This window comes from Erythrobacter westpacificensis, from assembly GCF_039542285.1.
GTDB lineage: Bacteria > Pseudomonadota > Alphaproteobacteria > Sphingomonadales > Sphingomonadaceae > Alteraurantiacibacter > Alteraurantiacibacter westpacificensis.
Genome location: NZ_BAABHV010000009.1, coordinates 577,189 through 600,642 on the forward strand (window position 1 = coordinate 577,189; position 23,454 = coordinate 600,642).

Here is a 23,454-nt window from a genome sequence, read left to right on the forward strand (position 1 = left end):
AGATAGGCCGGCGAAGGAGAAGTAATTTCATGGCTGACATCGTCCGCTACCCCGCAAATTCCCCCGACACCCACTGCACGCCGGAGGAGTACGATGCGCGCTATCAGCGCTCTGTCGAGGATGCGGACGCTTTCTGGCTGGAAGAGGCGACAAAGCGGCTCGACTGGTACCAGGAGCCGACGAAGGCGGGCGATTGGTCGTTCGATCCGGTCGACATCAAGTGGTTCGCCGACGGGTCGCTGAACCTTTGCCACAACTGCGTCGATCGCCACCTGCCCGAACATGCCGACCGCACCGCTCTGATCTTCGAGCCGGACGATCCCGCCTCGCCGGGCCGCACCCTCACCTATGCCCAGTTGCACGGCGAAGTGGTGCAGATGGCGAATGCGCTGAAGGCCCTCGGCGTGACAAAGGGCGACCGGGTGACGCTCTACATGCCGATGGTGATCGAGGGGCTGCTGGCCATGCTCGCCTGCGCACGTATCGGGGCGATCCATTCGGTGGTGTTCGGCGGCTTCTCCCCCGAGGCTCTGGCCGGACGCATCGAGGCTTGCGACAGTAACTTCGTCATCACCGCTGACGAAGGGCTGCGCGGCAACAAGCACATTCCGCTGAAGGCCAATGTCGATGCCGCGCTGGAAGAGCCGGACCACACGCTGAACGTCAAGGGCGTGCTGGTCGTGCGCCACACCGGCGGCGAGATCACCATGAAAGAAGGCCGCGACCACTGGTACCACGACCTTACCAGCGACGCGGATTGCCCGTGCGAGGAAATGGGCGCGGAAGACCCCTTGTTCATCCTCTACACCTCCGGCTCCACCGGCAAGCCCAAGGGCGTGCTGCACACCACGGGAGGCTATGCACTGTGGACGGCAGCGACGTTCCACTACACCTTCGATTACCAGCCCGGCGAAGTGTTCTGGTGCAGCGCCGATATCGGTTGGGTGACGGGCCACAGCTACGTCACTTACGGCCCGCTGCTGAACGCCGGCACCAGCGTGGTGTTCGAGGGCGTGCCCAATTACCCCGACTTCGGCCGGTTCTGGGAAGTCGTCGCCAAGCACAAGGTCAACATCTTCTACACCGCCCCCACCGCCATCCGCGCCCTGATGCGCGAGCATGACGAGTGGGTGGTGAAGCACGACCGTTCTTCCCTGCGCATCCTCGGCACCGTGGGCGAGCCGATCAATCCCGAGGCCTGGCGCTGGTATTACGAGGTGGTGGGCGAAAGCCGCTGCCCCGTGGTCGATACCTGGTGGCAGACCGAGACGGGCGGCCACATGATCACCACCCTGCCCTATGCCCACGACATGAAGCCGGGGAGCGCGGGCAAGCCGTTCTTCGGCGTGCAGCCGCTGCTCGTCGACAACGAGGGCCAGCCGCTGGACGGCGCGACGGAAGGCAACCTGTGCATTTCCGCCAGCTGGCCGGGGCAGGCGCGCACCGTCTACGGCGATCACGACCGCTTCATCGAGGCGTACTTCTCCACCTTCCCTGGCCGGTACTTCACCGGCGACGGGTGCCGCCGCGACGCGGATGGCTACTACTGGATCACGGGCCGCGTGGACGACGTGATCAACGTGTCCGGGCACCGCATGGGCACCGCCGAGGTAGAGAGCGCGCTGGTGCTGCACTCCCAAGTCTCCGAAGCCGCCGTGGTCGGCTACCCGCACGATGTTAAGGGACAGGGCATCTACTGCTACGTCACCCTGATGGAAGGCGAGGAGGCGACCGACGACCTGAAGGCGGACCTGAGACAGCAGGTGCGCAAGGAGATCGGCCCCGTCGCCACGCCCGACCACATCCACTTCACCGACGACCTGCCCAAGACCCGCAGCGGCAAGATCATGCGCCGCATTCTCAGGAAGATCGCGGAGAACGACTACGGTTCGCTGGGCGACACCTCGACGCTGGCAGACCCGTCGCTGGTGGATCGGCTGATAGAAGGGCGACAGAACCGCTGAGCGGGGATCATGGAACGCCGACAGGGGCGTTTCGTAAAACTTTATCGGGCCACTTTTCCCAGTCCTGCCAAGGGCTTGCGGCGATTTCTCCGGTTGGACCTGTAACCTTCCGGAAAATCGTCTCGTCTGGGGACTGGCGGTATGCATGGCCCTCGTGCTGGCCACGATGCTGCAAGTAGGAAAGGCGCGGATGCCCTAGTGCATGTGCGGCTTTTCAGCGCCGCGCGGCACGCGGATATTGTCGACCAGCTTGCGGATATCGGCGGGCGGGGCCTTGGTGAAGCTCGCCACGCCGATGGCCACGGCGAAGTTGATGACCATGCCGACGACCCCGATCCCCTCGGGCGAAATGCCCAGTAGCCAGTTGGCCTCCACGTTCGCGGCAGGCTCCCATAGTTTGAAATAGGCGATGTAGAGGAAAGTAAAGGCAAGGCCGCTCACCATCCCGGCAATCGCCCCCTCCTTGTTCATGCGCATGGAGAAGATGCCCATGAAGATCGCCGGGAACAGGCTCGCCGCCGCCAACCCGAAGGCGAAGGCCACCACCTGCGCCACCCAGCCCGGCGGATAGACGCCAAGGTAGCCTGCCACCACGATCGCCGCCGTCGCCGCCACGCGCGCGGCCAGTAGTTCGCCTTTCTCTGATATGTCGGGCCGGAATGTCTTCTTCAGCAGGTCGTGACTGACGCCGGAGGAGATCACCAGCAGCAGACCCGCCGCCGTGGAAAGCGCAGCGGCAAGCCCGCCTGCCGCCACTAGCGCGATCACCCAGCCGGGCAGGTTCGCAATCTCCGGGTTCGCCAGCACCATGATGTCGCGGTCCACGTAGACCTCGTTATCATTCGCGGTCGCCGGGTTCTCCAGCAGTCGCTCTCCCGATGCGCCTTGTCCCACTTCGCTGAACACCGGCGCGCCTTCGAAAGCGTCTCCGGGACGGTACTGCATCACGCCATCGTCGTTCTTGTCGCGCCAGGCGATCAGGTCGTTCGCTTCCCAGTTGGTGAACCACGCGGGCGCTTCGGAGTAGGCCTGCTCGTTGACGGTTTCCGTGAAGTTGAGCCGCGCAAAGGCACCCACCGGGCCAGCCGTGACGTAAAGCAGAGCGATGAACAGCAGCGCCCAGCCCGCGGACTTGCGCGCATCCGACGCCTTGGGAACGGTGAAGAAGCGCACGATCACGTGCGGCAGGCCCGCCGTGCCCACCATCAGCGCCATGGTGATGCAGAACACGTCGATGGTGGACTTGCTGCCATCGGTATAGGCGGCAAAGCCAAGGTCGGTCAGCACCATGTCCAGCTTTTGCAGCACGTACATGCCGCTGCCGTCGTTTACCTCGCTCCCCAGCCCAAGCGGCGGGATCGGGTTGCCCGTCAGCATGAAGCTGATGAAGAAGGCGGGCACCATGTAGGCGAAGATCAGCACGCAGTACTGTGCAACTTGCGTATAGGTGATCCCCTTCATCCCGCCCAGCACGGCGTAGATGAAGACGATGCCCATGCCGATCACCACGCCCCACAGGATCGGCACGTCGAGGAAGCGGCTGAACACGATGCCAACGCCGCGCATCTGCCCGGCAATATAGGTGAAGCTGATGAAGATGAGACAAATCACCGCCACGACGCGGGCGGCCTTGGAGTAGTACCGCGTGCCGATGAAATCGGGCACCGTGAATTCGCCGAACTTCCGAAGATACGGTGCCAGCAGCAGCGCCAGCAGCACGTAGCCGCCCGTCCAGCCCATCAGGTAGACGCTGCCGTCGTAACCGAGGAAGGCGATGAGACCCGCCATGGAGATGAAGCTGGCCGCGCTCATCCAGTCGGCGGCGGTGGCCATGCCGTTCACCACCGGGTTCACTCCGCCGCCCGCGACGTAGAACTCGGCGGTGGAGCCCGCGCGGCTCCAGATGGCGATGGCGATGTAGAGAGCGAAGCTCAGCCCCACGAAGAGGTAGATCAGCGACTGCGTTTCCATGGCCCGCCCCGCCTCAGCTATCGTCGTCGTCGAGATCGAACTTGCGCTCGATCCGGTGCATGGCGACCACGTAGATCGCGATCAGGGCGAGGAAGACGTAGATCGCGCCCTGCTGCGCGAACCAGAAGCCCAGCGGATATCCGCCGATGCTGAATTGGTCGAGAAAGTCGCGGAAGAGGATACCGGCACCGAACGATACCGCGAACCACACGCTCATCAGCACGACCAGCAGCCGGATGTTGGCGCGCCAGTAGGCTTTCTTGGCCGCTTCCAGCCGTTCGGCCTCGTTATCCGTGTCGTCCAACGCTGTCCTCCCCTTTTGCGACGGGAGGCTAACGCAATCGTCGCAGCGCTGCCAGCGGTTAGCCAGCGCATCCGCCAAAATTTGATTTTGCACAATGCGCCTGCCCGCGCGGCACGGCAGACCTACCCTCACGCAAGGAGAACCGACATGCTCAACCAGACAGGAAAAGCCGGCGGGGAGAAGCGTGCCATTCCCGGCACACTGGTCTTCGATGGCGATGCGGCGCAGGCGGGCTACGCGCTCAACGCCATGTGTTATTCGTTCAACGATGCCGAAAACCGCGCGGCGTTCGCGGCGGACGAGGAAGCCTACATGGACCGCTTCGGCCTGACTTCCGCCCAGCGCGAAGCGGTGCGTGCGCGCGACGTGATCGCCATGCTGAGTGCCGGCGGCAACGTCTACTACCTCGCCAAGCTGGCCGGGATACTGGGGCTGAACGTGCAGGACCTCGGCGCGCTGCAAACCGGCATGTCGGTGGACGATTTCAAAGCCGCGCTGCTGGACCACGCGACGACCGAGACCCGCGTGGCAGACGATGAAAGGATCGTGGCATGAGCCGGCTTTGCGGAGGGATTTTCACCAGCCATGTGCCCGGCATCGGCGGGGCCATTGCCAAGGGCCTGCAACAGGATCCGTACTGGAAGCCGTTCTTCGACGGGTTCGATCCGGTGCACAAGTGGCTCGCTGCCGAGAAGCCCGATGTGGCAGTGGTGTTCTACAACGATCACGGCCTCAACTTCTTCCTCGACAAGATGCCGACGTTCGCGATCGGCGCAGCGCCCGAATACCGGCACGAGGACGAAGGCTGGGGCATAGCCTTCGAGCGCCCCTACCCCGGCTCGCCCGACCTTTCGTGGCACATCATCGGGCAGGTGGTGGAAAGCGAATTCGATCCCGTCATGTGTCAGTCCATGCTGGTGGACCATGCCGTCGCCGTGCCGTTCGAACTGTGCTGGCCGGGCGATGCGCCGTTCACCACGAAACTGGTGCCCATCGCGATCAACACGGTGCAGCACCCCCTCCCCAGCCCCAAGCGCTGCTTCGAACTGGGCAAGGCCGTGGGCCGCGCCATCGAGAGTTTCGACAGCGACGAGAAGGTGGTGGTGTTCGGCACGGGCGGCCTTTCGCACCAGTTGGAAGGCGAACGGGCGGGCCACATCAATGTCGATTACGACAAGTTCTGCCTGCGCAACCTCGCCCCCGATCCCGAAGCACTGTTGCAGCACGACACGCTCGACATCGTCGAACTGGCAGGCAGCCAGGGGGTCGAGATCCTCAACTGGATCGCCGCCCGCGGCGCGATGCGTGGCAGTGTGCGCGAGCTATCCAGCAACTACCACGTGCCGATCTCCAACACGGCGGCAGCCACGGTGTTGCTGGAAAACCGGACGACGGTAAGCGCCTGACGGATTAATCGGAATCTCCCAGCCTGATGGGCCTCGCAATCTGATTGCGGGGCCTCTTTTTTGGCAGGATCCGGTCAGATGGCGCTGCTGAACTTGCGCGCGCTTTGCTGGCGATAGGGATCGAAAGCGGCGGCGATGCTGCGGGCATAGGGCACCGCGTGATCGCCAATGACGACCTGGCCGTTGTCGAGCGAGCAAAGCCCGGCCTCCAGATAGGGCGCCAGCCTTTCGTGCGCCGCGTCCAGTGTGGCGGCATCGACGCGGGCGCGCCCACGGCACAGCAGTTCCTCGATGATCGCGCCGCGGCGGCGGTCCTCGATGCTGCGCCGCTTGCCACGCGTCGCAGTCAGATCTCCCTGTGACAGCATCATGCGGTAGCGGCCGGAATTCTTTTCGTTCTGCGCCAGCAGTCCGGGAAAGGAACTGATCGCCGATGCGCCCATGCCGACCAACGCGGTCGCCTGGTCCTCGGTAAATCCCTGGAAATTGCGCCGCAGCCTGCCCTGGCGCGCGGCCACGGCCAGCGGATCTGCGGGCAATGCGAAATGATCGAAGCCGATGGCCTGGTAGCCTGCTGCCACCAGCCGCTCGTGCCCCAGCGCCGCCATGTTGAAGCGCGCTTCGCTGCCCGGAAGATCCGTGGCGTCGATCTGGCGCTGGCGAGGGAACATGCCGGGCACATGGGCATAGCCGAACAGCGCGATACGATCGGCGCCGAAGCGCTGCGCGTGGCCCAGTGAGTCCTCGAGATCGTCCATCGTCTGGCCGGGCAGGCCGTACATCAGGTCGAAATTCATCGAAGTGATGCCTGCCCCGCGCAGGATTTCCACGCCCTTTTCGATCATTTCCATCGGCTGCACGCGGCCGATGGCTTCCTGCAGGCGCGGCGCGAAGGTCTGCACGCCCATGCTGGCATGGGTCGCCCCGATGCCGCGCAGTACCGCCTGCCAGTCACCCGTCAGCGTGCGCGGGTCCAGTTCGATCGAGACGGTGGGCGCATCCAGCGGGAACTTGATCACCAGTTGCTCGAACAGGCGCACGAAGTCGACCGGCGCCAACGCGTTGGGGCTGCCGCCACCAAAGGCGATGCGCGTCACCCGCGCGTTGGCGGGCAGGAGCGCGGCGACCAGCCCGATCTCGCGGTGCAGCGCTTCCAGGTAGCTGTCGAGCCGCTGCTTGCGGTTGGCGGCAGCCGTGTTGCAGCCGCAATACCAGCAGATCTTCTCGCAGAACGGGATGTGGATGTAGAGCGACACCTCGCCCGTCGCCATGGAGATGGCATCAGCCAGGTCCGCAGGGCCGATGTCGTCACCGAACTCGGCGGCAGTGGGATAGCTGGTGTATCGCGGAACGGGCACCGCGAGCAGGTCTGGATGATAGGGCCACATGCGATTGTCCCTCGCCCCTTCAGCGCGCGGTTTCATTGTTCTGGATCAAGAGGATTGCGCTTGTCGCGCCGCTGGCACCCCTTGGCGCAGCAGATGGTGGCCGGCATGGCCGGGCGTTCGCCCCGGTCCATCGGAATGGCCAGCGCGCCGCCCCGGCACAGGGCCAGGACCAGCTGGCTCGGCCCGCCGTCGTCGGGCAAGGCAATCGATCCCGCCATGGCAGGAACCAGCGCGGCAATGCCGAGCATTTCGCCAAGAATGCTCATGCGGCGTCGTCCTCTTCGTCGTCGATCAGGATGCGCGCGGCAGCGCCGTCGGGATCGTCGAACTGGTTGTTGCGCAGCGCCCAGAAAAAGGCGGCCAGGCCCGCAAGGCCCAGCAGCAGGGCGATGGGCAGCAGGATCAGCACGCCGTTCATTTCGCCGCCCTTACCAGCCGCAGCGAATTGGCCACGACCAGCAGCGAGCTGGCGGACATGGCGACTGCGGCAATCAGCGGCGTGACCAGCCCGGCAATCGCCAGCGGCACGGCAAACAGGTTGTAGACGATCGCAAGCGCGAAGTTCTGTTTCACCACCTGCATCGTGCGCCGCGCCGCCTGCACCGTGCGCGGCAGGGCGGAGAGCGAGTCCTGCACGAACACGAAGTCGGCGGCCTGCAGCCCCACATCGCTGGCGGAGCCAGGCGCAATCGAGGCATCGGCGGCGGCGAGAGCGGGGCCATCGTTCAGCCCGTCGCCCACCATCAGCACCTTGCGACCGGACGCGCGCAGGCGGCCCACCAGCGCCTGCTTGTCCTCGGGCCGGGCATTGCCCTGCGCGGTCAGACCGGTCTCGTGCGCCACGGCGGTAACGGCCCTGGCAGTGTCGCCGGACAGGATCGAGCATTCGATACCCTGCTCGCGCATCCGGGCAATCGCCTCGCGCGCGTCGGGCCGCAGAGTGTCCGCAATCGGGATCAGCCGATCCGCGCCTTCGCCTGTGCGCAAGAGGACAGCGGTGGTGCCGGAACTGTCGGGACGCTTCAGCGCAACCGCCCGGCCATGGCAGGTGGCAAACACGCCTTCTCCCGCACGCTCCACCACGTTTTCGAGCGCGGCAGGGGTCACGCCCCTTGCGACCAGCGCCTTCGCCATCGCGCGCGAGAGCGGGTGGCGGCTGTGCGAGGCGAGCGCGAGCGCAATGCCCGCTTCCTCGTCGTCCAGCATGGCAAGCGCCTGCGCGTCCGGCACGGGCCGGCCCAGCGTCAGCGTGCCGGTTTTATCGAGCAGCGCGCGGTCGACGCTGGCGAGCCGTTCGAAAGCGCTGCCGTCCTTCACCATCACGCCTGCGCGCATCAGCGCACCGCTGGCCACCACCTGCGCCACCGGCACGGCAAGGCCCAGCGCGCAGGGGCAGGTAATAATCAGCACGGCAACGCCGATCACCAGCGCCTCGTAAAGCGAGGCCCCGGCCACCAGCCAGCCGACCACCGTCAACAGCGCGAGCGAGTGGACGGCGGGGGCATAGAGCCGCGCGGCACGATCCGCGAAGCGCACGTAGCGGCTGCGATCCTGCGTGCTGGCTTCCATCAGCCGGGCGATCTCCGCCAGCGTGGTGTCCTTGCCCGCGCTGCTGACGCGCACATCCACCGGCGCTTCGAGGTTGAGTGTGCCCGCCAGCGCCGTCTCGCCCTTGGCCAGCGCGACCGGGCGGCTTTCGCCTGTCAGCAGCGACTGGTCGAACTTGCTGGAGCCCGAAACGATCTCGCCGTCGGCGGCAAGCCGTTCGCCCGTGGCAATGCGCATCACCATGCCGGGCTGAAGGTCTTCGGCGGCAAGATAGGTCATCGAGCCGTCCGCGCCGACGACCTGCGCGCCCTTGGCGGCCTGGCTCACCAGTGCCTCCACGCCGCTGCGTGCCTTGTCGCGCATCATCGCGTCAAGCACGCGGCCCGCCAGCAGGAAGGTGAGCAGCATCAGCGCGCCGTCGAACCACGCATGCTGGCCGCCCACCCATGTCTCGTAGAGGCTGAGGCCGCTGGCGATGATGACGCCGAGCGAGATCGGCACGTCCATGTTGGTGGTGCCGCGCTTTACCGCGCCCCACGCCGACTTGAAGAAGGGCCGCCCGGCAAAACCGATGGCGGGCAAGGCGATCAGAGCCGAAATCCAGTGAAACAGTTCGCGCGTGGAGCCTTCCGCGCCCGACCACACGCTGACCGACAGCAGCATCACGTTCATCGCCGCGAATGCCGCCACGGCGAGCGGTGCCAGCAGCGGTTTCACCGCGCTGTACGGTTTTTCCGCCTGCCTGCGGCGGGGCTGCGCCTCGAACCCGGCCTCGGCGATGAAGCGGGTCAGGTCGCCCTCGTCCACGCTGCCATCGTGCGTCACCGTGACCATGCGCGACGACAGGTTCACGCGCGCCGCGATCACCCCGTCATGGCCTAGAAGGCCACGCTCGACCTTGCTCATGCAACCGGCGCAATGCATCCCCGGTACGGCGAGGACGCTGACGTGTTCGTCCGGCAGCTGCGGCAGCGCGCTCACGACAGGTCTTCCTCGCGCCGCCAGGTCGATACGCCGTCGGTGAGTTCCAGCCGAAGGGTCCAGCGGCCTTCGGGCAGCCCCTCGTCGGAGAGGTAGGCGCCTTCGCCGATGCGGGTGAAAGCGATCATCTGGTCCGGTTTGCGACCGAGCGGGTGGCGGGCCGTTGCCTGCGCGGTAAGGTAATCCGGCGCCTCGCTCACCGAAACAACCAGTCGTCCGTCGGGCCGCCAGGTGGTCACGGCCTGCCAGCCCAGCGCTTCGCTTTCGCGTGCCTGCTCCAGCCAGCCGTTGAATTCCTGGCTGGCGACATAGGAATTCTCCACCACGATGCCGCCGAAAGTGGAGCTGGCGTAGCTCGCCATGGTGAAGTTGACCGCGGCCACGCTGCCGAAAAATGCGACGAGGATGCCGGTCATGTGCCAGCCGGTGAAGCGTTTGCGGGATGTCTTGGCCATCATTCGTCTCCAGGTGTCACGAAGCGGACTTCCACCGCATCGGTTTCTGCCTGGTCGTCGAGCGAGACGACCGACAGGCTGAAATCCTGCGCAGCCGTACCCAGCGGTGCACGTACGTAGAGGCGCACGGTCTGGGTGGCGTCGGCGGGAACGGGCACGTCGATCGTGCGGGCCGCATCGTCTCCCGACATCGTGTCGGACCACATGACCGCACCGGGCAGCCCCTCGATCCCTACGCGCATTTCACGCGGACGCGCTTCCATGTTGCGCAGCTTCACGGTGAAGTTGTTCCGCACCTCGCCATCGCTCATCAGCATGTAGGGCGGATTGCGATCGGGCGCGGCGCTGATCTCCGTGTGCGTGCGCGCGGAGAGCGCGAACAGAAGCCCAAGGCCGATGCCCGCCCAGACGAAGAAATACAGCACCGAGCGCGGGCGCAGAACCTTCTTCCAGGTGGGGCGATGGTCCTGTCCGCGGATCTCGCCTTCGGAATCTTCCAGCGTGAGATAGTCGATCAGGCCGCGCGGGCGGCCCACCTCGTCCATCACGCGGTCGCAGGCATCGATGCACAGCGCGCAGGTGATGCAGGAAATGTCCGGTCCCTTGCGGATGTCCCAGCCGGTGGGGCACACGGCCACGCACTGGTTGCAATCGATGCAGTCGCCGAATTCGCCGGGGTTCTTCTCGGCCTTCTTCAGGCTGCCGCGCGGTTCGCCCCGCCAGTCCTTGTAAGTGACGGTCAGCGATTTCTCGTCCATCATCGCGGTCTGGATGCGCGGCCAGGGGCACATGTAGATGCACACCTGCTCGCGCATGAAGCCGCCGAAGATGAAGGTGGTCGCGGTCAGGATGCCGACGGTCGCATAGGCGACGAAGGGTGCTTCCAGAGACCAGAAGTCGCGCACCAGCGTGGGCGCGTCGGCGAAATACATGATCCACGCACCGCCGGTCCAGAAGGCGATGACGAGGTAGATCGACCACTTGAACAGTCGCCGCGCGATCTTGCCGGCGGTCCACGGCGCGGCGTCCAGCTTCATGCGCTTGTTGCGATCACCGTCCACGAAGCGGTCGACGTGCTGGAACAGGTCCGTCCACACCGTCTGCGGACAGGCGTAGCCGCACCATGCGCGGCCAACCATGGACGTGATCAGGAACAGGCCCACGCCCGCCATGATGAGCAGGCCCGCCACGAAGTAGAACTCGTGCGGCCAGATCTCGATGTTGAACATGTAGAACCGGCGGTTCGCCAGGTCGACGAGCACCGCCTGGTCCGGCGCGTAGGGCCCACGATCCCAGCGGATCCACGGCGTTCCGTAATAGATCGCCAGGGTGACGAGCATGATCAGCCACTTGAAGCGGCGATAGAAGCCGTCGATCCGCTTGGGATGCACCTTCCTGCGGGCCTCGTAGGTGCCCAGCAGGCTGTGGTGGAGTTGGGGATCAGGGTTGTTCATCGACCTCTACCTCGGGATTCTCGGCAACTTCGATGAAGTCCTCACCTCCCCCGAGCGAGTGAACATAGGCGGCCAGCATCGAGATGGTCACCGGATCGAGACGCCCTTCCCACTTGGGCATCATGCCCATCTTCGGGTTCAGGATCTGCGCCGTGATCGCCTCGCGGCTGCTACCGCGCAGCCAGATCGCATCGGCAAGGTTAGGTGCGCCGAACTCGCGCATCCCCTCGCCGTTCGGGCCGTGGCAAACGGCGCAGTTCTGCTCGTACAGCTGCGCGCCAAGCGGATTGGCAGGCGCTTGATCGCTCAGCGACAGCACGTGATCGACCACCGCATCGACTTCATCGGGGCCAAGGATGCCGGCAAAGGCGGGCATGAGGCTGGTCCGGGTTTCCGGGTCCCCCGGCTGGCGGATGCCATGGACGAGCGTGTATTCGATGGCGCGGATATCGCCGCCCCACAGCCAGTCGTCGTCGTTGAGGTTGGGGTAGCCCAGTTCCTGGCTGCCAGCAGCGCCGGAACCGTGGCACTGGATGCAGTGGATCTGGAACGCCGCGCGGCCACCGGCCACGGCCTGCTGCATCAGCGGGGCGTTCTCGGAAAGCCGCTCCAGCGGGATGCGGGCGATCTCCTCGCGCACCGTGGCGCGGGCCTGGTCGGCAACGGCCATCTCCTCGGCCAACTGGCCGCGACTGGTCCAGCCGAGCACGCCTTCGGTGCCCTTCTCGATCAGCGGCCAGGCCGGGAACAGGATCACGTAGCCAATCGCCCAGACGACGGTGGCGTAGAAGGTCCACAGCCACCAGCGGGGCAGCGGCGTGTTCAGTTCCTCGATGCCGTCCCATTCGTGGCCGACAAATTCGGTGCCGGTGGGCTCGTCAACACGCTTGTTACCCATCGTTTTCGTCCTTGAAGATCATCTTGGCAGCATTGTCGTGGTGGGGCTTGGCGCTGGGGCGGAAGGCCCACAGGCCGAAGAACAGCCACAGCAGGACCATAGCCAGCAGCCCCCAGCTGTCAGCCAGCTGGCGCAGGAATTCGTAGGTGGAGTGGTCGCTCATCGTCCTGTCTCCGTTGCCAGTTCTTCCTGCGCGGCGGCGCTGTTCACATCCACCAGCGTGCCGAGCATCTGCAGGTAGGCGACCAGCGCATCCATCTCCGTCACGCGGGAGGGATCGCCGTCGAAATCGCGCACCTGCGCGCCGGGATAGCGTTCCTCCAGGTCCCCGGCGGGCACGTCGGGATCGGCCTGCGCGATCAGGTCCTGCTCGGCCATTTCGAGATGGGTATCGGTGTAGGGCACGCCGACGATGCGGAGCGCCTTCAGCATGCCCTCGGGGTCGGGCACCTTCAGGCTCGTTTCGGACAGGAAGCTGTACTGCGGCATGATCGACTGCGGCACCACGCTCTGCGGGTTCTGCAGGTGTTGCACGTGCCATTCGTCCGAATAGCGGCCACCCACGCGCGCCAGGTCAGGCCCGGTCCGCTTGGAGCCCCACTGGAAGGGGTGATCGTACATCGATTCCGCCGCCAGCGAGTAGTGGCCGTAACGCTCCACCTCGTCGCGGAAGGGGCGGATCATCTGGCTGTGGCAGGTGTAGCACCCTTCGCGCACGTAGATGTCGCGCCCGGCCTGCTCCAGCGGGGTGTAGGGACGCATGCCCTCCACTTCCTCGATGGTGTTGTCGATCCAGAACAGCGGGGCGATCTCCACGATGCCGCCGATGGCCACCGTTACCAGCGCAGCCGCGCCCAGCATGGTGACGTTGCGTTCCAGCCGCTGGTGGCCTTTTACCGTGGCCGCGACATCGGGCGGCACCTCGGAAAGCGGCGGTGCGGACGTTACGTTGTCTTTATCGGTCATGTCCGTCTCTTTCATTCGGCAGGAGTTGCAACGTGAGGCCGATCTGCCGCTTCGTCATACGCGGCATCGCTCATGGGAGCTTCGGCACGCAGCTTGCCGGCGATGGTCATCCAGACGTTGAAGACCATGATCAGCGCGCCGGCGAGGTACATGAGGCCGCCCAGCGCACGCAGCAGGAACATCGGGTGCAAGGCTGCAACGGTGTCGACGAAGCTGTTCACCAGGTATCCGTCGATGCCGTATTCACGCCACATCAGGCCCTGCGTGATGCCCGCCACCCACATGCTGGCGGCGTAGAAAACGATACCCACCGTCGCGAGCCAGAAGTGCCAGTTGACCATGCGCAGCGAATAGAGCCGCTCACGCTTCCACAGGCGCGGCACGAGGAAATAGACTGCGGCAAAGGTGATCATGCCGTTCCAGCCCAGCGCGCCGGAGTGGACGTGGCCGATGGTCCAGTCGGTGTAGTGCGACAGCGAGTTGACGCTCTTGATCGACAGCATCGGCCCTTCGAAGGTGCTCATGCCGTAGAAGGCCAGCGCCATCACCATCATGCGGATGATCGGATCGGTGCGGATCTTGTCCCATGCGCCGTTCAGCGTCATCAGGCCGTTGATCATGCCGCCCCAGCTGGGCATCCACAGCATGATGGAGAACACCATGCCCAGCGTCTGCGCCCAGTCGGGCAGCGCGGTGTAGTGAAGGTGGTGCGGACCCGCCCAGATGTAGAGGAAGATCAGCGACCAGAAGTGGATGATCGACAGGCGGTAGGAATAGACCGGCCGTTCAGCCTGCTTGGGCACGAAGTAGTACATCATCGCCAGGAAGCCGGCGGTAAGGAAAAAGCCCACCGCGTTGTGGCCGTACCACCACTGCACCAGCGCGCCCTGCACGCCTGCGAACAGCGGATAGCTCTTGGAGCCGAGCAGGCTCACGGGCATGTCGAGGTTGTTGACGATGTGCAGCATCGCCACGGTCAGGATGAAGGCGAGGTAGAACCAGTTCGCCACGTAGATGTGGGGTTCCTTGCGCTTCAGGATCGTGCCGACGAAAACCACGAGGTAGGCGACCCACACGATGGTCAGCCACCAGTCGACGTACCATTCGGGCTCTGCATATTCCTTCGACTGGGTAACGCCCAGCAAATAGCCGGTCGCCGCCAGCACGATGAACAGCTGGTAGCCCCAGAACACGAAGCGCGCGGTTCCCGGGAAAGCCAGGCGCGCGCGGCAGGTGCGCTGGACGACATAGAAGCTCGTGGCGATCAGCGCGTTGCCACCGAAGGCGAAGATCACCGCGCTGGTGTGCAGCGGGCGAACGCGTCCGAAATTCAGGTAAGGCTCGAAATTCAGTTCCGGCCAGACCAGCTGCAGCGCGATGAACAGTCCGGCCAGGAAACCGGCGATGCCCCAGAAGACGGTGGCGATGACGCCCCAGCGCACCGGCGCATCGTCATAGCGGGAATCGTCCACCGGAAGGCGCAGCACGTCGCGCGTCTTCGCGTCGAACTCGGTATTCCAGACGGTGGCGACCAGGCCGATGAAAGCGGCGATCGAGATAACCAGCATGTGCGTGGAGAATGCCGCGTCCTGCGCGCCAGCAAGCGCAGCAAGGCACAGCAGCAGTATCGCGAACCACATGCCGGTGCGGGAGAGTGTAGCGTCCATAATTTGACCCCTTGAGAACAGGAGGCCCTTGCCGCAGCGCAGCACCGGATTCGTTGACCTGCGTCAAAAACATCGTTTCGCCAAAAAGAAATTTTCGTGCGCAAAAATTGCGTTCGATCAAAGCACGTCGCCGCGGCCGGGAGCAGATGGGCCTCACGCCGCTGCAAGGGCCCACGGACCGGGCATCCATGACGGCGATGATGGAGAAGTATCGATGACAACTGCTATGGTTTCGAAGGCGAGCGCGATGGCCCTCGCCGCTGCTGCCGGCCTTGCTGCATTGCCTGCCGCCGCGCAGGAAGCCGGAGATTTCCAGGCCAAGGTCATGGCCACTGCGGTCCTGCCGGATGGCGAGATCGACACCGTCAATCTCGACCTGGTCGGCCTGCCCGCCGGCACCCAGACCGAAGCGAACGACAATGTCGTGCCAACTGTCGTCATCGAGTATTTCGTGGCCGACAATTTCTCGATCGAGACGATCTGCTGCGTAACCCAGCACGATGTCGACGGAGTGGATGGTGCCGCCGGGACCGAGCTGGTCGCCGACGGGCTGCTGCTGCCCGCAACGGTAACGGGCAAGTTCCATGTCAACGCCGGCGGCGTGAAGCCCTATGTCGGCGCGGGCGTCGCCTATTTCATCTGGCTGGACGACGAACCCGGCGCGACCGCCGTGGCGCTTGGCGCGGACGATTTTTCGCTCAGCGACGAATTCGGCTTCGTGCTGCAGGCGGGCTTCGATGTGCCGGTGAGCGAGAGCTTCCTCGTGTCCGTTGATGCGAAGCGCTATTTCATCGACACCACGGCCACCTGGTTCGCCAATGGCACGCCGGTAATCCAGACCGAGCACAACCTCGATCCGTGGGTGCTCAGCGCGGGCGTTGGCTTCCGCTTCTAACCGGCTGACCGCCGCTTAACCGGCGATGTCCTCCAGCGCCGTTCGGTCGACGATCTCGACCGAGCGGCGCGTCGGCAGGCCGATGATGCCGTCGCGCTTCAGCGCGGTCATCTGGCGGCTGACGGTCTCGATCGTCAGGCCCAGAACATCGGCCACCTGCTGGCGCGAGAACGGCAGGTCGAACTTGCGCAGCGGCCCGAGGGTGGGACCTTCGCAGCCGGTTTCCAGCAGCCTGTCGGACATTTCGAGCAGGAAGGTGGCGACCTTTTCCTGCGCGGTCTTGCGCGAGAGCAGCAGCATCCACTTGCGCGTGCGGTCCAGCTCTCCCAGCGTGCGTTCCAGCAGCTTGTGCTCCAACTTGGGATGCTCGCTGGCGAACCTGTCGAAATCGGCACGGGCGAACACGCAGACGCGCGCTTCCGTAAGCGCCGTGACCGAGTGGCCCGCAGCGCCCGCAAAGGGCCTGCCGATGAAATCCGAAGGGTAGACCACGCCGACGATCTGCTCGCGCCCGTCCTCGGTGGAGGAGGAGAGCTTCAGCACGCCCTCGATGACGTTGGCGACCAGAACGCTCTCGTCGCCTTCCCAGATCAGCGGTTCGCCCGGTTCAAGGTTACGGCGGCGGCCGATGTTGTTGAGCGCGGCAAGCTCGTCGTTCGCCAACCCGGCACAGATCGCGCGATTGCGCACGACACAGGTGTCACATGCAGCCATCGTTTTTCGCTAGCAATTTTGCGCTCCTGTCTCAATCGCCTATTCGCAAGGTCATGCCGCGCTTGTCCGGGGTTCGCTCGCCTCGTCCTGATCCTCGCTGACGAACCAGCCTTTTATCCGGTCCACCGCGCGCATCTGCAACATGGCAAGGGCCGGCACCAGCAACTGCTGCATCACCGTGCCGAACAGGATGCCGAAGCCGAGGCTGGCCGACATCGGGATGAGGAACTGCGCCTGCAGGTTCGTCTCGAAGGTGATCGGGGCAACGCCAAGAAACGTCGTGATCGCGGTGAGGATGATCGGGCGAAAGCGCGACTTGGCGGCATCGATGATCGCCGTCTTGCGGTCCATGCCCGATTCCAGGTTCTCGTTCATGAAATCGATCAGCACCAGCGCCCCGTTGATCACCACGCCGGACAGCGCGATGATGCCGAACAGCGAAACCAGGCCTAGCGAGATGCCCAGCAAGAGGTGCCCGATCAGCGCGCCGATCATGCCGAAGGGGATCGCGGCCATGATGATGATCGGCTGCACGTAGGACCTGAACGGAATGGCCAGCAACGCGTAGATCCCCGCCAGCGCCAGCAGGAAGGCCCCGCCGATATCGCCGAAGCTTTCCTGCTGCTGCTCCTGCTCCCCGCCGAATTCGAATTGCAGGCCGGGATAGTCCGCGGTGATTTCGGGCATGATCTCGTTCGTCAGCAGGTTTGCCATCTCCTGGCTGGTGATGGTGTCGGTATCGAGGTCCGCCGTGACGGTATGGATACGGAAACCGTCCTCGCGCTGGATGGAAGTCGGCGCGCTGGTGATCGACACGTCGGCAAGGCTGGACAGCGGAACCTGCCCGCCTGGCACGCGCACGCGGTAATTGCCGATATCGGGCACGGAATCGCGCTGTTCCTCGGGCAGGCGCACATAGACGCGCACGTCCTCGCGCCCGCGCTGCACGCGCACCGCCTCCGCGCCGAAGAATGCGGCGCGCACCTGCCCCGCCAGGTCCTGCAGCGTGATGCCGAGCGTGCGGGCCGATGGCTTCAGCGTCAGGTCCACCTGCTGCACGCCGTCGTCCTGATCGCTCTCGATATCGAACACCCCGGTGACGCGCCGCATCTCTTCCATCAGGCGGGTGGTGGCTTCCTCCAGCACCTCGCGATCCTGGTGCGACACCCGCACGTTCACGGGCGCGCCGGCGGAAATCAGGCTGGAATTGAGTGAGACAGAGCGCGCTTCGGGAAATTCGCCCATCTCCTCGCGCCAGACCTGTTCGAACTCGGTGGCCGAGAAATCGCGCTCTGCCGCGGCAACGAGGCTCAACTGGATATTGGCGACGTCGGGGCGCAGCGTCGCGTTGTTGTTGATCGGGTTAGCACCGCCGCCGATCAGCCCGATCGTGGTGTAGGATGCCACGAAGACGTCGTCGTAGCCTTCCTCCTGCTCGGAGAACCGGGCGAGCGCCCTTTCCCCTGCTTCTTCGATACGTTCGGTTATCGCTGCGGTTCGCTCCACCGAGGTGCCGGCAGGCATTTCCAGCTGCGCGGAGATCACGTCGGCCTCGATCTCGGGGAAGAACTGCACCTTGATGATCCCGGCGGGCACCAGGGCAACGATCAGGATCAGGATCGCCAGCGCGCCCGACAGCACGAGGTAGGGCATGTTCACCGCGAAATTCAGCGCCCTGTCGAGCGGTCCGTCGACGAATGCCTGCAAGCGCTTGTCAAAGCCGCGCTGCACGCTCTCGAAACGGGCGAGGAACCGGTTCTTCGTATGCGTACCCGCGGCGGGCAGGTGACTGAGGTGGTAGGGCAGGATCAGCAGCGCCTCCACCAGCGACAGCGCCAGCACGGCGATGACCACCAAGGGAATGTCCGCCAGCACCTTGCCGATGGTGCCGCCCACGGCGAGCAGGGGAGAGAACGCCACGATGGTGGTCGCAACGGCGAAGATCACCGGCACTTTCACGCGCTGGGCACCTGCAATGGCCGCACCTACGCCCGATCGCCCGCGCTCTCGCTCTGCATAGATATTCTCGCCCACCACCACGGCATCGTCCACCACGAGGCCGAGGGCCACGATGAACCCGAAGAGGGAGAACATGTTGATCGAGGTGCCCATCAGCTCGATCACGTAGATCGCGCCGACGAAGGTCGCGCCGATGCCCAGCGCCGTCCAGAACGCCAGCCGCACGTCGAGGAACAGGGTCAGCGCCGCCAGCACCAGCACGAGGCCGATCCCGGCGTTCTTCACCAGCAGCGACAGGCGGTCGTCGAACAGCTCGGAGCTATCGTCCCAGATCGCGTAGTCGACGCCCTGTGGCAGGATGCGCTGCGCATCCTCTTCCATGTAGGCGAGCGCGGCATCGGCCACGTCCAGCACGCGCTCGTCCGATGTACGGTACACGTCCACGAAAGCGGCGGGCTCTCCGTTGAAGCGGGTGATCAGGTCATTGTCCTCGAACCCGTCGGTAATGGTGGCAACGTCGCCCAGCCGCAGGATCGTGCCATCGGGGCGGGTGCGCAGGACGATGTTCTCGAAATCCTGCTGGTTGTAATTCTGGCCTACGGTGCGCACGCGCACCTGTTCGCGGTCGGTCTCGATGGAGCCTGCCGGACTGTCGAGACTGCTTTGCGAGACGATGCGGGATATGTCCGTGAGCGAGAGGCCGAGTGCCTGCAACCGCTCCTGCGGCACGTCGATATAGACCTGGTACTGCCGCACCGCGCTGGTGGAAACATAGCTGATTTCCGGCAGAGCAGCGAGCTGGTCCTCCACCTGGTAGGCGGTTTCCTTCAGCGTGCGCTCGGGCACGTCGCCGTAGAGGGCGATGCGCATCACGCTCTGGCGCGTGGTCACTTCGCGCACGTCGGGTTCCTCGGCATCGACGGGGAAGGTCTGGATCTGGTCGACCTCGCTCTTCACGTCGTCCAGCGCCCGGTTCACGTCCGCGCCGTTCTCCAGCTCCACCGTGATCGTGCCGACGCCTTCGGCTGCCGTGCCGATAACTTTCTTCACATCGTCGATGGCCTGGACGGCTTCCTCCACTTTCTGGACGATGGATTCCTCCACCTCCTCCGGCGTTGCGCCGGGATAGGTGACGGAGACGGTGATCGCGTCCTGGCTGATCTCCGGGAAAACCTCCTGCACGATGGTGTTGTAGGAGGCGATCCCCGCGATCAGCATGACCACCATCAGCAGGTTTGCGGCCACGCCGTTGCGCGCCATGAAGCCGATCACGCCCTTGCGATCGCGGGCGCGGTCTCCGGCAGGCTTGCCGAAGCGATCCTTGGGGGACTCGTCCGGCCCCTCGGCTGGCGGGAAAGCGCCTTCGGTCACTGGGTGTCACCCTCGCGGCGCAGAGCCATGCCCTCCACCGGCGTGCGCAGCGGACTGGTGACTACGTGGCCTGCCTCGCCCAGTCCCTCGCCGCTGACCCAGGCAAAGTCGTCGGTGCGTTGGAGCACGTCCACCGGCACGATCGCCAGCTTGCCGCCGCGCCTCACCCAGACCTGGTTATCGGTACGCAGGGCAGTGAGAGGAATGCGGACATAGGGCTGCTCGCTGCCGCCGGTGATGGTCGCGTTGACGAAGCTGCCCAGCAGCAGCGGCGGGCCGGCGCTGGTGACCTCGGCATCAGAACCCAGCGCAACACCGCCGCGCATCGGATTGTTCACGCGCAGGAAAACGTCGATCGTGCGGGTTTCGGGATCGAGGATCGGGTCCACCCGGTCGACATAGGCATCCCAGCGCCAGGTAGTGTCGCCGTAGTCCAGCATCACCTGCGCGGGCACGCGGGTACTACCTGCACTGAACAGCGCAGGCACCAGCGCGGCCTCGGCTTCGGTCAGCGAAATGCGCACTTCATAGGCTCCGCTCGCCACCAGCGTGCCGAGCGACTGGCCGGGCTGCACCAGCGTGCCGACCGACGCGCTTTCGCTGCGCACGATGCCCGCGAAGGGCGCGCGCACCACTGTGCGGGACAGCGCCAGCCGGGCATCGGCCAGCTGCGCTTCGGCCCGTTCACGCGCAGCGCGGGCGGAGCGCAGCTGCGGCTCGCGCGTGGCTAGGATGTTGGGCTCTTCGGCCTGCGCAGAGGCTCGCGCCGGAGGCGCTGTACGCAACCCCTCGGGCGGCAGGATGCGTGCGGCGTAATCGTTGCTGTCGATGGACTGGCTCAGCGCCTCGCGGGAAGACTGGCGCTCGGCAAACCGCTCCAGCTCGGCCTCGGCAATCGCCATTTCCTCCTGCGCCTGGAGAACAGCCACCTCTTGCGCCGCGATATCGGCTCGGGCGCTTTGCACACGGTTGTTGTAGTCGGAGGGGTCGATGCGGAACAGCACGGCACCGCTCGGCACGCGGCCACCTTCCTGGAACGCCGGATTGACGTAAACGAGCTTGCCGGACACTTCCGCGCCCAGCGTCACTTCCTCGCGCGGCTGCACGGTGCCCGAACCCTGTATCTCGATGGCCCCGGTGGTGACTTCGTAGGCCGCCGTCTGCACCAGCGGCGCGCCGGTCACAACTTCCTGCTCCTCCGGCTCGGGCCGCAGCGCGATCATCAGCGCGGCGATTGCCACGGCACCCACCAGGAGCAGGATTGCCCATCGTGCCTGCTTGCTCATTCGCTCGTTTCCTCTTCGAATTCAGGCCGGAGGAACCAGTCCCCGCCCAGCGCGCGGTGAACGCCCAGCCGCGCCAGCGCGACATCGCGCCCGGCGGCCGAAAGGCTGCTTTCCACCTGGGTGTAACTGCGCAGCGCATCGAGGTAGCCGACGTAGTCGCCGACCCCTGAATTGAAGCGCCGCGCCTGCAAGTCGAGCGAGGCCTGCGCCTCCGTGGCCTGTGCTGCGATCAGGCGATAGCGCTGACGCTGTTCCTCGTAGGTCTCGATGGCGACCGTCGCCTCGCGATAGGCGCTGAGAACGGCCTGACCATAGGCGGCGGCGGCCTCGTCGTAAGTCGCGCGTGCGGCGGCGACCTGCGCGGAAATGCGTCCGCCGTCGAAGATCGGCGCGACAAGGTTTGCGCCCAGCGAAAGCAACCAGTTCTGTCCAACGTCCACCACGTCAACGGGCGATGCGCCCTGCGTGCCGGTGCTGGCGGACAAACGCAGCGCCGGAAACCGCTCCGCCCGGCGCGCGCCGATGCGCTGGCGTGCCGCTTCCAGCCGCTGCCAGCTTGCCGCAACGTCAGGACGCTGGGCCAGCAATTCGGCGGGAAGCCCGGCGGGCACGGGATCGAACACGAGTTCCGGCTTCAACGGTTGCCGCAGGGCTTCGGACAGCGTTTCGGGATATTGCGCCAGCAAGGTGGCGAGCCGCCCCTCGGCATTGGTCAGCGCCACTTCGCGCGCGGGCAGACTGGCTTCGGCGGCGCGCAGTTGTTCGCGCACCTGGTAAAGCTCGAAACTCTGGGCCAGGCCGCGCAGGTAACGCTCCTCGGTGCGGTCCGTACGCTCGGCAAGGATATCAACGCTTTGCAGCGTGTTCTCGATCTGGAATCTCGCATCGACGATGTCAAAATAGGCAGAGATCACTTCCGCCGCCGTCGCCAGCCGCACAGCGCGGAGGTCATACTCCGCCGCCACCGCGTCCGACCGCGCTGCGCCAAGATCGTTGCGAACCCTGCCGAACAGGTCGAGTTCGTAGGCGGCGGCGAGGCCGAGCGAATAGGTCTCGTTGACAATACGCGAGGGCGCACCGGGAAAATTGGCGAAAGCCCCGCCGGAAACGGGGGTGTCCGAATAGCTGGCGCCCGCGCTGCCTTCCAGCGAGGGCAGCAGCCCCGCGCGGGCCACCCGCGCCTGCGCCGCAGCCCGCTCCGCCCGCGCGGCGGCCTGGACAATGTCGAGGTTGGCATCGAGCGCATCGGCGACGAGCGTATCGAGCACCGGGTCCTCGAAGCCCGTCCACCACGCGGCGGGGCGATAGTCGCCACCTGCGTCCATGTCCGGGTAGGCAGGAGGCAGGTCTGCAACGACGGCGGGTACTTCCGGCTCCGGCGCAAGCGACACGCAACCACCCAGCGCGGCGATCAGGGCAAGGGTTGCGAGATGCCTCACGCTCCGCCTCCCGCCAGCACCGCGCGGGCCGATTGTTCCAGCTGGTCGAGCAGCATCTGGCGCGTGGGCGCGTCGAAATTCTTGCAGTTCATGAGCAGTCCCAGCGAAGCGTGAGAGTGGCGCAAGGTAACGGCCATGCCGAACAGGAACACGCTGACGGACTTGGCTTCCTTTTCGGAAAGCTCGGGCCGCAGGATCGCGACCTGCCGGGCAAGCGCCTGCATCATGGGCATGATCTTCGCTTCCATCAGGGCCAGCAATTCGGGTGAAGGCGCCTGCTGCTCTCGCCCCATGAACAGGGCGAAGGGCGCGCTCGTCTCGCTGAGCATGAAGGTGCCGACAGAACGGACCAGAGCGCAGATGGCGGCGATCCGCTCTTCCCGCCTCGCGCCCTCGCCCGGCAATTCGAGGTCCGCCATGCCCACGACGTCGTGGATATGATCGAAGATATGCTCCGCCGCTGCGAGGTAGAGCCCCTCCTTGCCGCCGAAGTGGTAAGTAATCGAGGACATGGGGGTATCGACAGCCGCCGCGATCTCCCGCGTGCCCACGGCATCGAAGCCGCGTTTGCCGAATCGTTCGATGGCCGCATGAATGAGCTTGTCGCGCATGGCGGCCCATTATTCGTTCGACTGAACAAAAACAAGCCCGGCCTTTCGGTCAGGTGGTTCTCAAGGCGGGCCTGTCCATGGTCCTGCCCTGCCCCGAACGGTCCTGTTCAGCGCAATTGTAACAAAGCGTACCAAGACCTAAGGCGCGGGTTTCTTTGGCAGGGAATGTCTTTACAA

Annotated in this window: 21 protein-coding genes; 4 read left to right on the plus strand and 17 right to left on the minus strand. The window is 65.2% G+C overall.

Going from position 1 to position 23,454, the window contains the following annotated elements:
- Positions 1–29: 29 nt before the first annotated feature.
- Positions 30–1,964 (plus strand): acetate--CoA ligase, encoded by a 1,935-nt coding sequence (gene acs, locus ABFX23_RS07545; RefSeq protein ID WP_346032472.1) that lies wholly within the window; start codon positions 30–32, stop codon positions 1,962–1,964.
- 195 nt (positions 1,965–2,159) lie between these two features.
- On the opposite strand, the gene ABFX23_RS07550 is transcribed toward acs, so the two are convergent.
- Both ABFX23_RS07550 and ABFX23_RS07555 read right to left on the minus strand, forming a co-directional pair.
- Positions 2,160–3,935, minus strand: a complete 1,776-nt coding sequence (locus tag ABFX23_RS07550) for a sodium:solute symporter family protein (RefSeq protein ID WP_346032473.1) — start codon at positions 3,933–3,935, stop codon at positions 2,160–2,162.
- A gap of 13 nt (positions 3,936–3,948) precedes the next feature.
- Entirely contained in the window at positions 3,949–4,239 is a 291-nt protein-coding gene (locus tag ABFX23_RS07555; protein WP_346032474.1) for a DUF4212 domain-containing protein, read from the minus strand.
- Positions 4,240–4,386: 147 nt separating this feature from the next.
- Here ABFX23_RS07555 and ABFX23_RS07560 point away from each other — a divergent pair, with 147 nt between their 5' ends.
- Together ABFX23_RS07560 and ABFX23_RS07565 are read left to right on the plus strand one after the other, a co-directional pair.
- Positions 4,387–4,794: a protocatechuate 4,5-dioxygenase subunit alpha gene (locus ABFX23_RS07560; protein ID WP_346032475.1), complete on the plus strand. Its 408-nt coding sequence runs from the start codon at positions 4,387–4,389 to the stop codon at positions 4,792–4,794.
- Entirely contained in the window at positions 4,791–5,645 is an 855-nt protein-coding gene (locus ABFX23_RS07565) for a class III extradiol dioxygenase family protein (protein ID WP_346032476.1), read from the plus strand. The genes ABFX23_RS07560 and ABFX23_RS07565 overlap by 4 nt, the downstream gene beginning before the upstream one ends.
- Positions 5,646–5,719: 74 nt before the next feature.
- Here the strand turns inward: ABFX23_RS07565 and hemN are convergent, their stop codons facing one another.
- From hemN to ccoN, 10 genes are read right to left on the minus strand one after another with little or no spacing between them, the layout of a single operon-like run.
- Positions 5,720–7,033, minus strand: coding sequence for an oxygen-independent coproporphyrinogen III oxidase (hemN, locus tag ABFX23_RS07570; protein WP_346032477.1), 1,314 nt, complete (start codon positions 7,031–7,033; stop codon positions 5,720–5,722).
- Positions 7,034–7,065: 32 nt separating this feature from the next.
- Complete coding sequence (locus ABFX23_RS07575; RefSeq protein ID WP_346032478.1) at positions 7,066–7,299, minus strand: hypothetical protein; 234 nt, start codon at positions 7,297–7,299, stop codon at positions 7,066–7,068.
- A complete protein-coding gene (gene ccoS, locus ABFX23_RS07580; RefSeq protein ID WP_346032479.1) occupies positions 7,296–7,451 on the minus strand; it encodes a cbb3-type cytochrome oxidase assembly protein CcoS in 156 nt (51 codons plus the stop codon). Before ccoS ends, ABFX23_RS07575 begins: the two co-directional genes overlap by 4 nt.
- Positions 7,448–9,562, minus strand: a complete 2,115-nt coding sequence (locus ABFX23_RS07585) for a heavy metal translocating P-type ATPase (RefSeq protein WP_346032480.1) — start codon at positions 9,560–9,562, stop codon at positions 7,448–7,450. Before ABFX23_RS07585 ends, ccoS begins: the two co-directional genes overlap by 4 nt.
- Entirely contained in the window at positions 9,559–10,017 is a 459-nt protein-coding gene (locus ABFX23_RS07590) for a FixH family protein (protein WP_346032481.1), read from the minus strand. Before ABFX23_RS07590 ends, ABFX23_RS07585 begins: the two co-directional genes overlap by 4 nt.
- Positions 10,017–11,471 carry a cytochrome c oxidase accessory protein CcoG gene (gene ccoG, locus ABFX23_RS07595; RefSeq protein WP_346032482.1) on the minus strand — a complete coding sequence of 485 codons (1,455 nt, stop codon included), beginning with the start codon at positions 11,469–11,471 and terminating at the stop codon, positions 10,017–10,019. Before ccoG ends, ABFX23_RS07590 begins: the two co-directional genes overlap by 1 nt.
- Positions 11,458–12,369: a cytochrome-c oxidase, cbb3-type subunit III gene (gene ccoP / locus ABFX23_RS07600; RefSeq protein ID WP_346032483.1), complete on the minus strand. Its 912-nt coding sequence runs from the start codon at positions 12,367–12,369 to the stop codon at positions 11,458–11,460. Before ccoP ends, ccoG begins: the two co-directional genes overlap by 14 nt.
- A complete protein-coding gene (locus tag ABFX23_RS07605) occupies positions 12,362–12,532 on the minus strand; it encodes a cbb3-type cytochrome c oxidase subunit 3 (protein WP_346032484.1) in 171 nt (56 codons plus the stop codon). Before ABFX23_RS07605 ends, ccoP begins: the two co-directional genes overlap by 8 nt.
- On the minus strand, positions 12,529–13,335 hold the full coding sequence (gene ccoO / locus ABFX23_RS07610; RefSeq protein WP_346032485.1) for a cytochrome-c oxidase, cbb3-type subunit II: 807 nt from the start codon (positions 13,333–13,335) through the stop codon (positions 12,529–12,531). Before ccoO ends, ABFX23_RS07605 begins: the two co-directional genes overlap by 4 nt.
- 11 nt (positions 13,336–13,346) lie before the next feature.
- Positions 13,347–15,002 carry a cytochrome-c oxidase, cbb3-type subunit I gene (ccoN, locus tag ABFX23_RS07615; protein WP_346032486.1) on the minus strand — a complete coding sequence of 552 codons (1,656 nt, stop codon included), beginning with the start codon at positions 15,000–15,002 and terminating at the stop codon, positions 13,347–13,349.
- 214 nt (positions 15,003–15,216) lie between these two features.
- Here ccoN and ABFX23_RS07620 point away from each other — a divergent pair, with 214 nt between their 5' ends.
- On the plus strand, positions 15,217–15,897 hold the full coding sequence (locus tag ABFX23_RS07620) for an OmpW/AlkL family protein (RefSeq protein ID WP_346032487.1): 681 nt from the start codon (positions 15,217–15,219) through the stop codon (positions 15,895–15,897).
- 15 nt (positions 15,898–15,912) lie between these two features.
- On the opposite strand, the gene ABFX23_RS07625 is transcribed toward ABFX23_RS07620, so the two are convergent.
- Genes ABFX23_RS07625 through ABFX23_RS07645 form a run of 5 tightly spaced genes read right to left on the minus strand, consistent with a single transcriptional unit; the run spans position 15,913 to position 23,277 of the window.
- Positions 15,913–16,611, minus strand: a complete 699-nt coding sequence (locus tag ABFX23_RS07625) for a Crp/Fnr family transcriptional regulator (protein ID WP_346032488.1) — start codon at positions 16,609–16,611, stop codon at positions 15,913–15,915.
- A gap of 51 nt (positions 16,612–16,662) precedes the next feature.
- On the minus strand, positions 16,663–19,941 hold the full coding sequence (locus ABFX23_RS07630; RefSeq protein WP_346032489.1) for an efflux RND transporter permease subunit: 3,279 nt from the start codon (positions 19,939–19,941) through the stop codon (positions 16,663–16,665).
- Positions 19,938–21,227, minus strand: a complete 1,290-nt coding sequence (locus ABFX23_RS07635) for an efflux RND transporter periplasmic adaptor subunit (RefSeq protein WP_346032490.1) — start codon at positions 21,225–21,227, stop codon at positions 19,938–19,940. Before ABFX23_RS07635 ends, ABFX23_RS07630 begins: the two co-directional genes overlap by 4 nt.
- Complete coding sequence (locus ABFX23_RS07640) at positions 21,224–22,666, minus strand: efflux transporter outer membrane subunit (RefSeq protein ID WP_346032491.1); 1,443 nt, start codon at positions 22,664–22,666, stop codon at positions 21,224–21,226. The genes ABFX23_RS07635 and ABFX23_RS07640 overlap by 4 nt, the downstream gene beginning before the upstream one ends.
- Positions 22,663–23,277 carry a CerR family C-terminal domain-containing protein gene (locus ABFX23_RS07645; RefSeq protein ID WP_346032492.1) on the minus strand — a complete coding sequence of 205 codons (615 nt, stop codon included), beginning with the start codon at positions 23,275–23,277 and terminating at the stop codon, positions 22,663–22,665. Before ABFX23_RS07645 ends, ABFX23_RS07640 begins: the two co-directional genes overlap by 4 nt.
- Positions 23,278–23,454 lie beyond the last annotated feature (177 nt).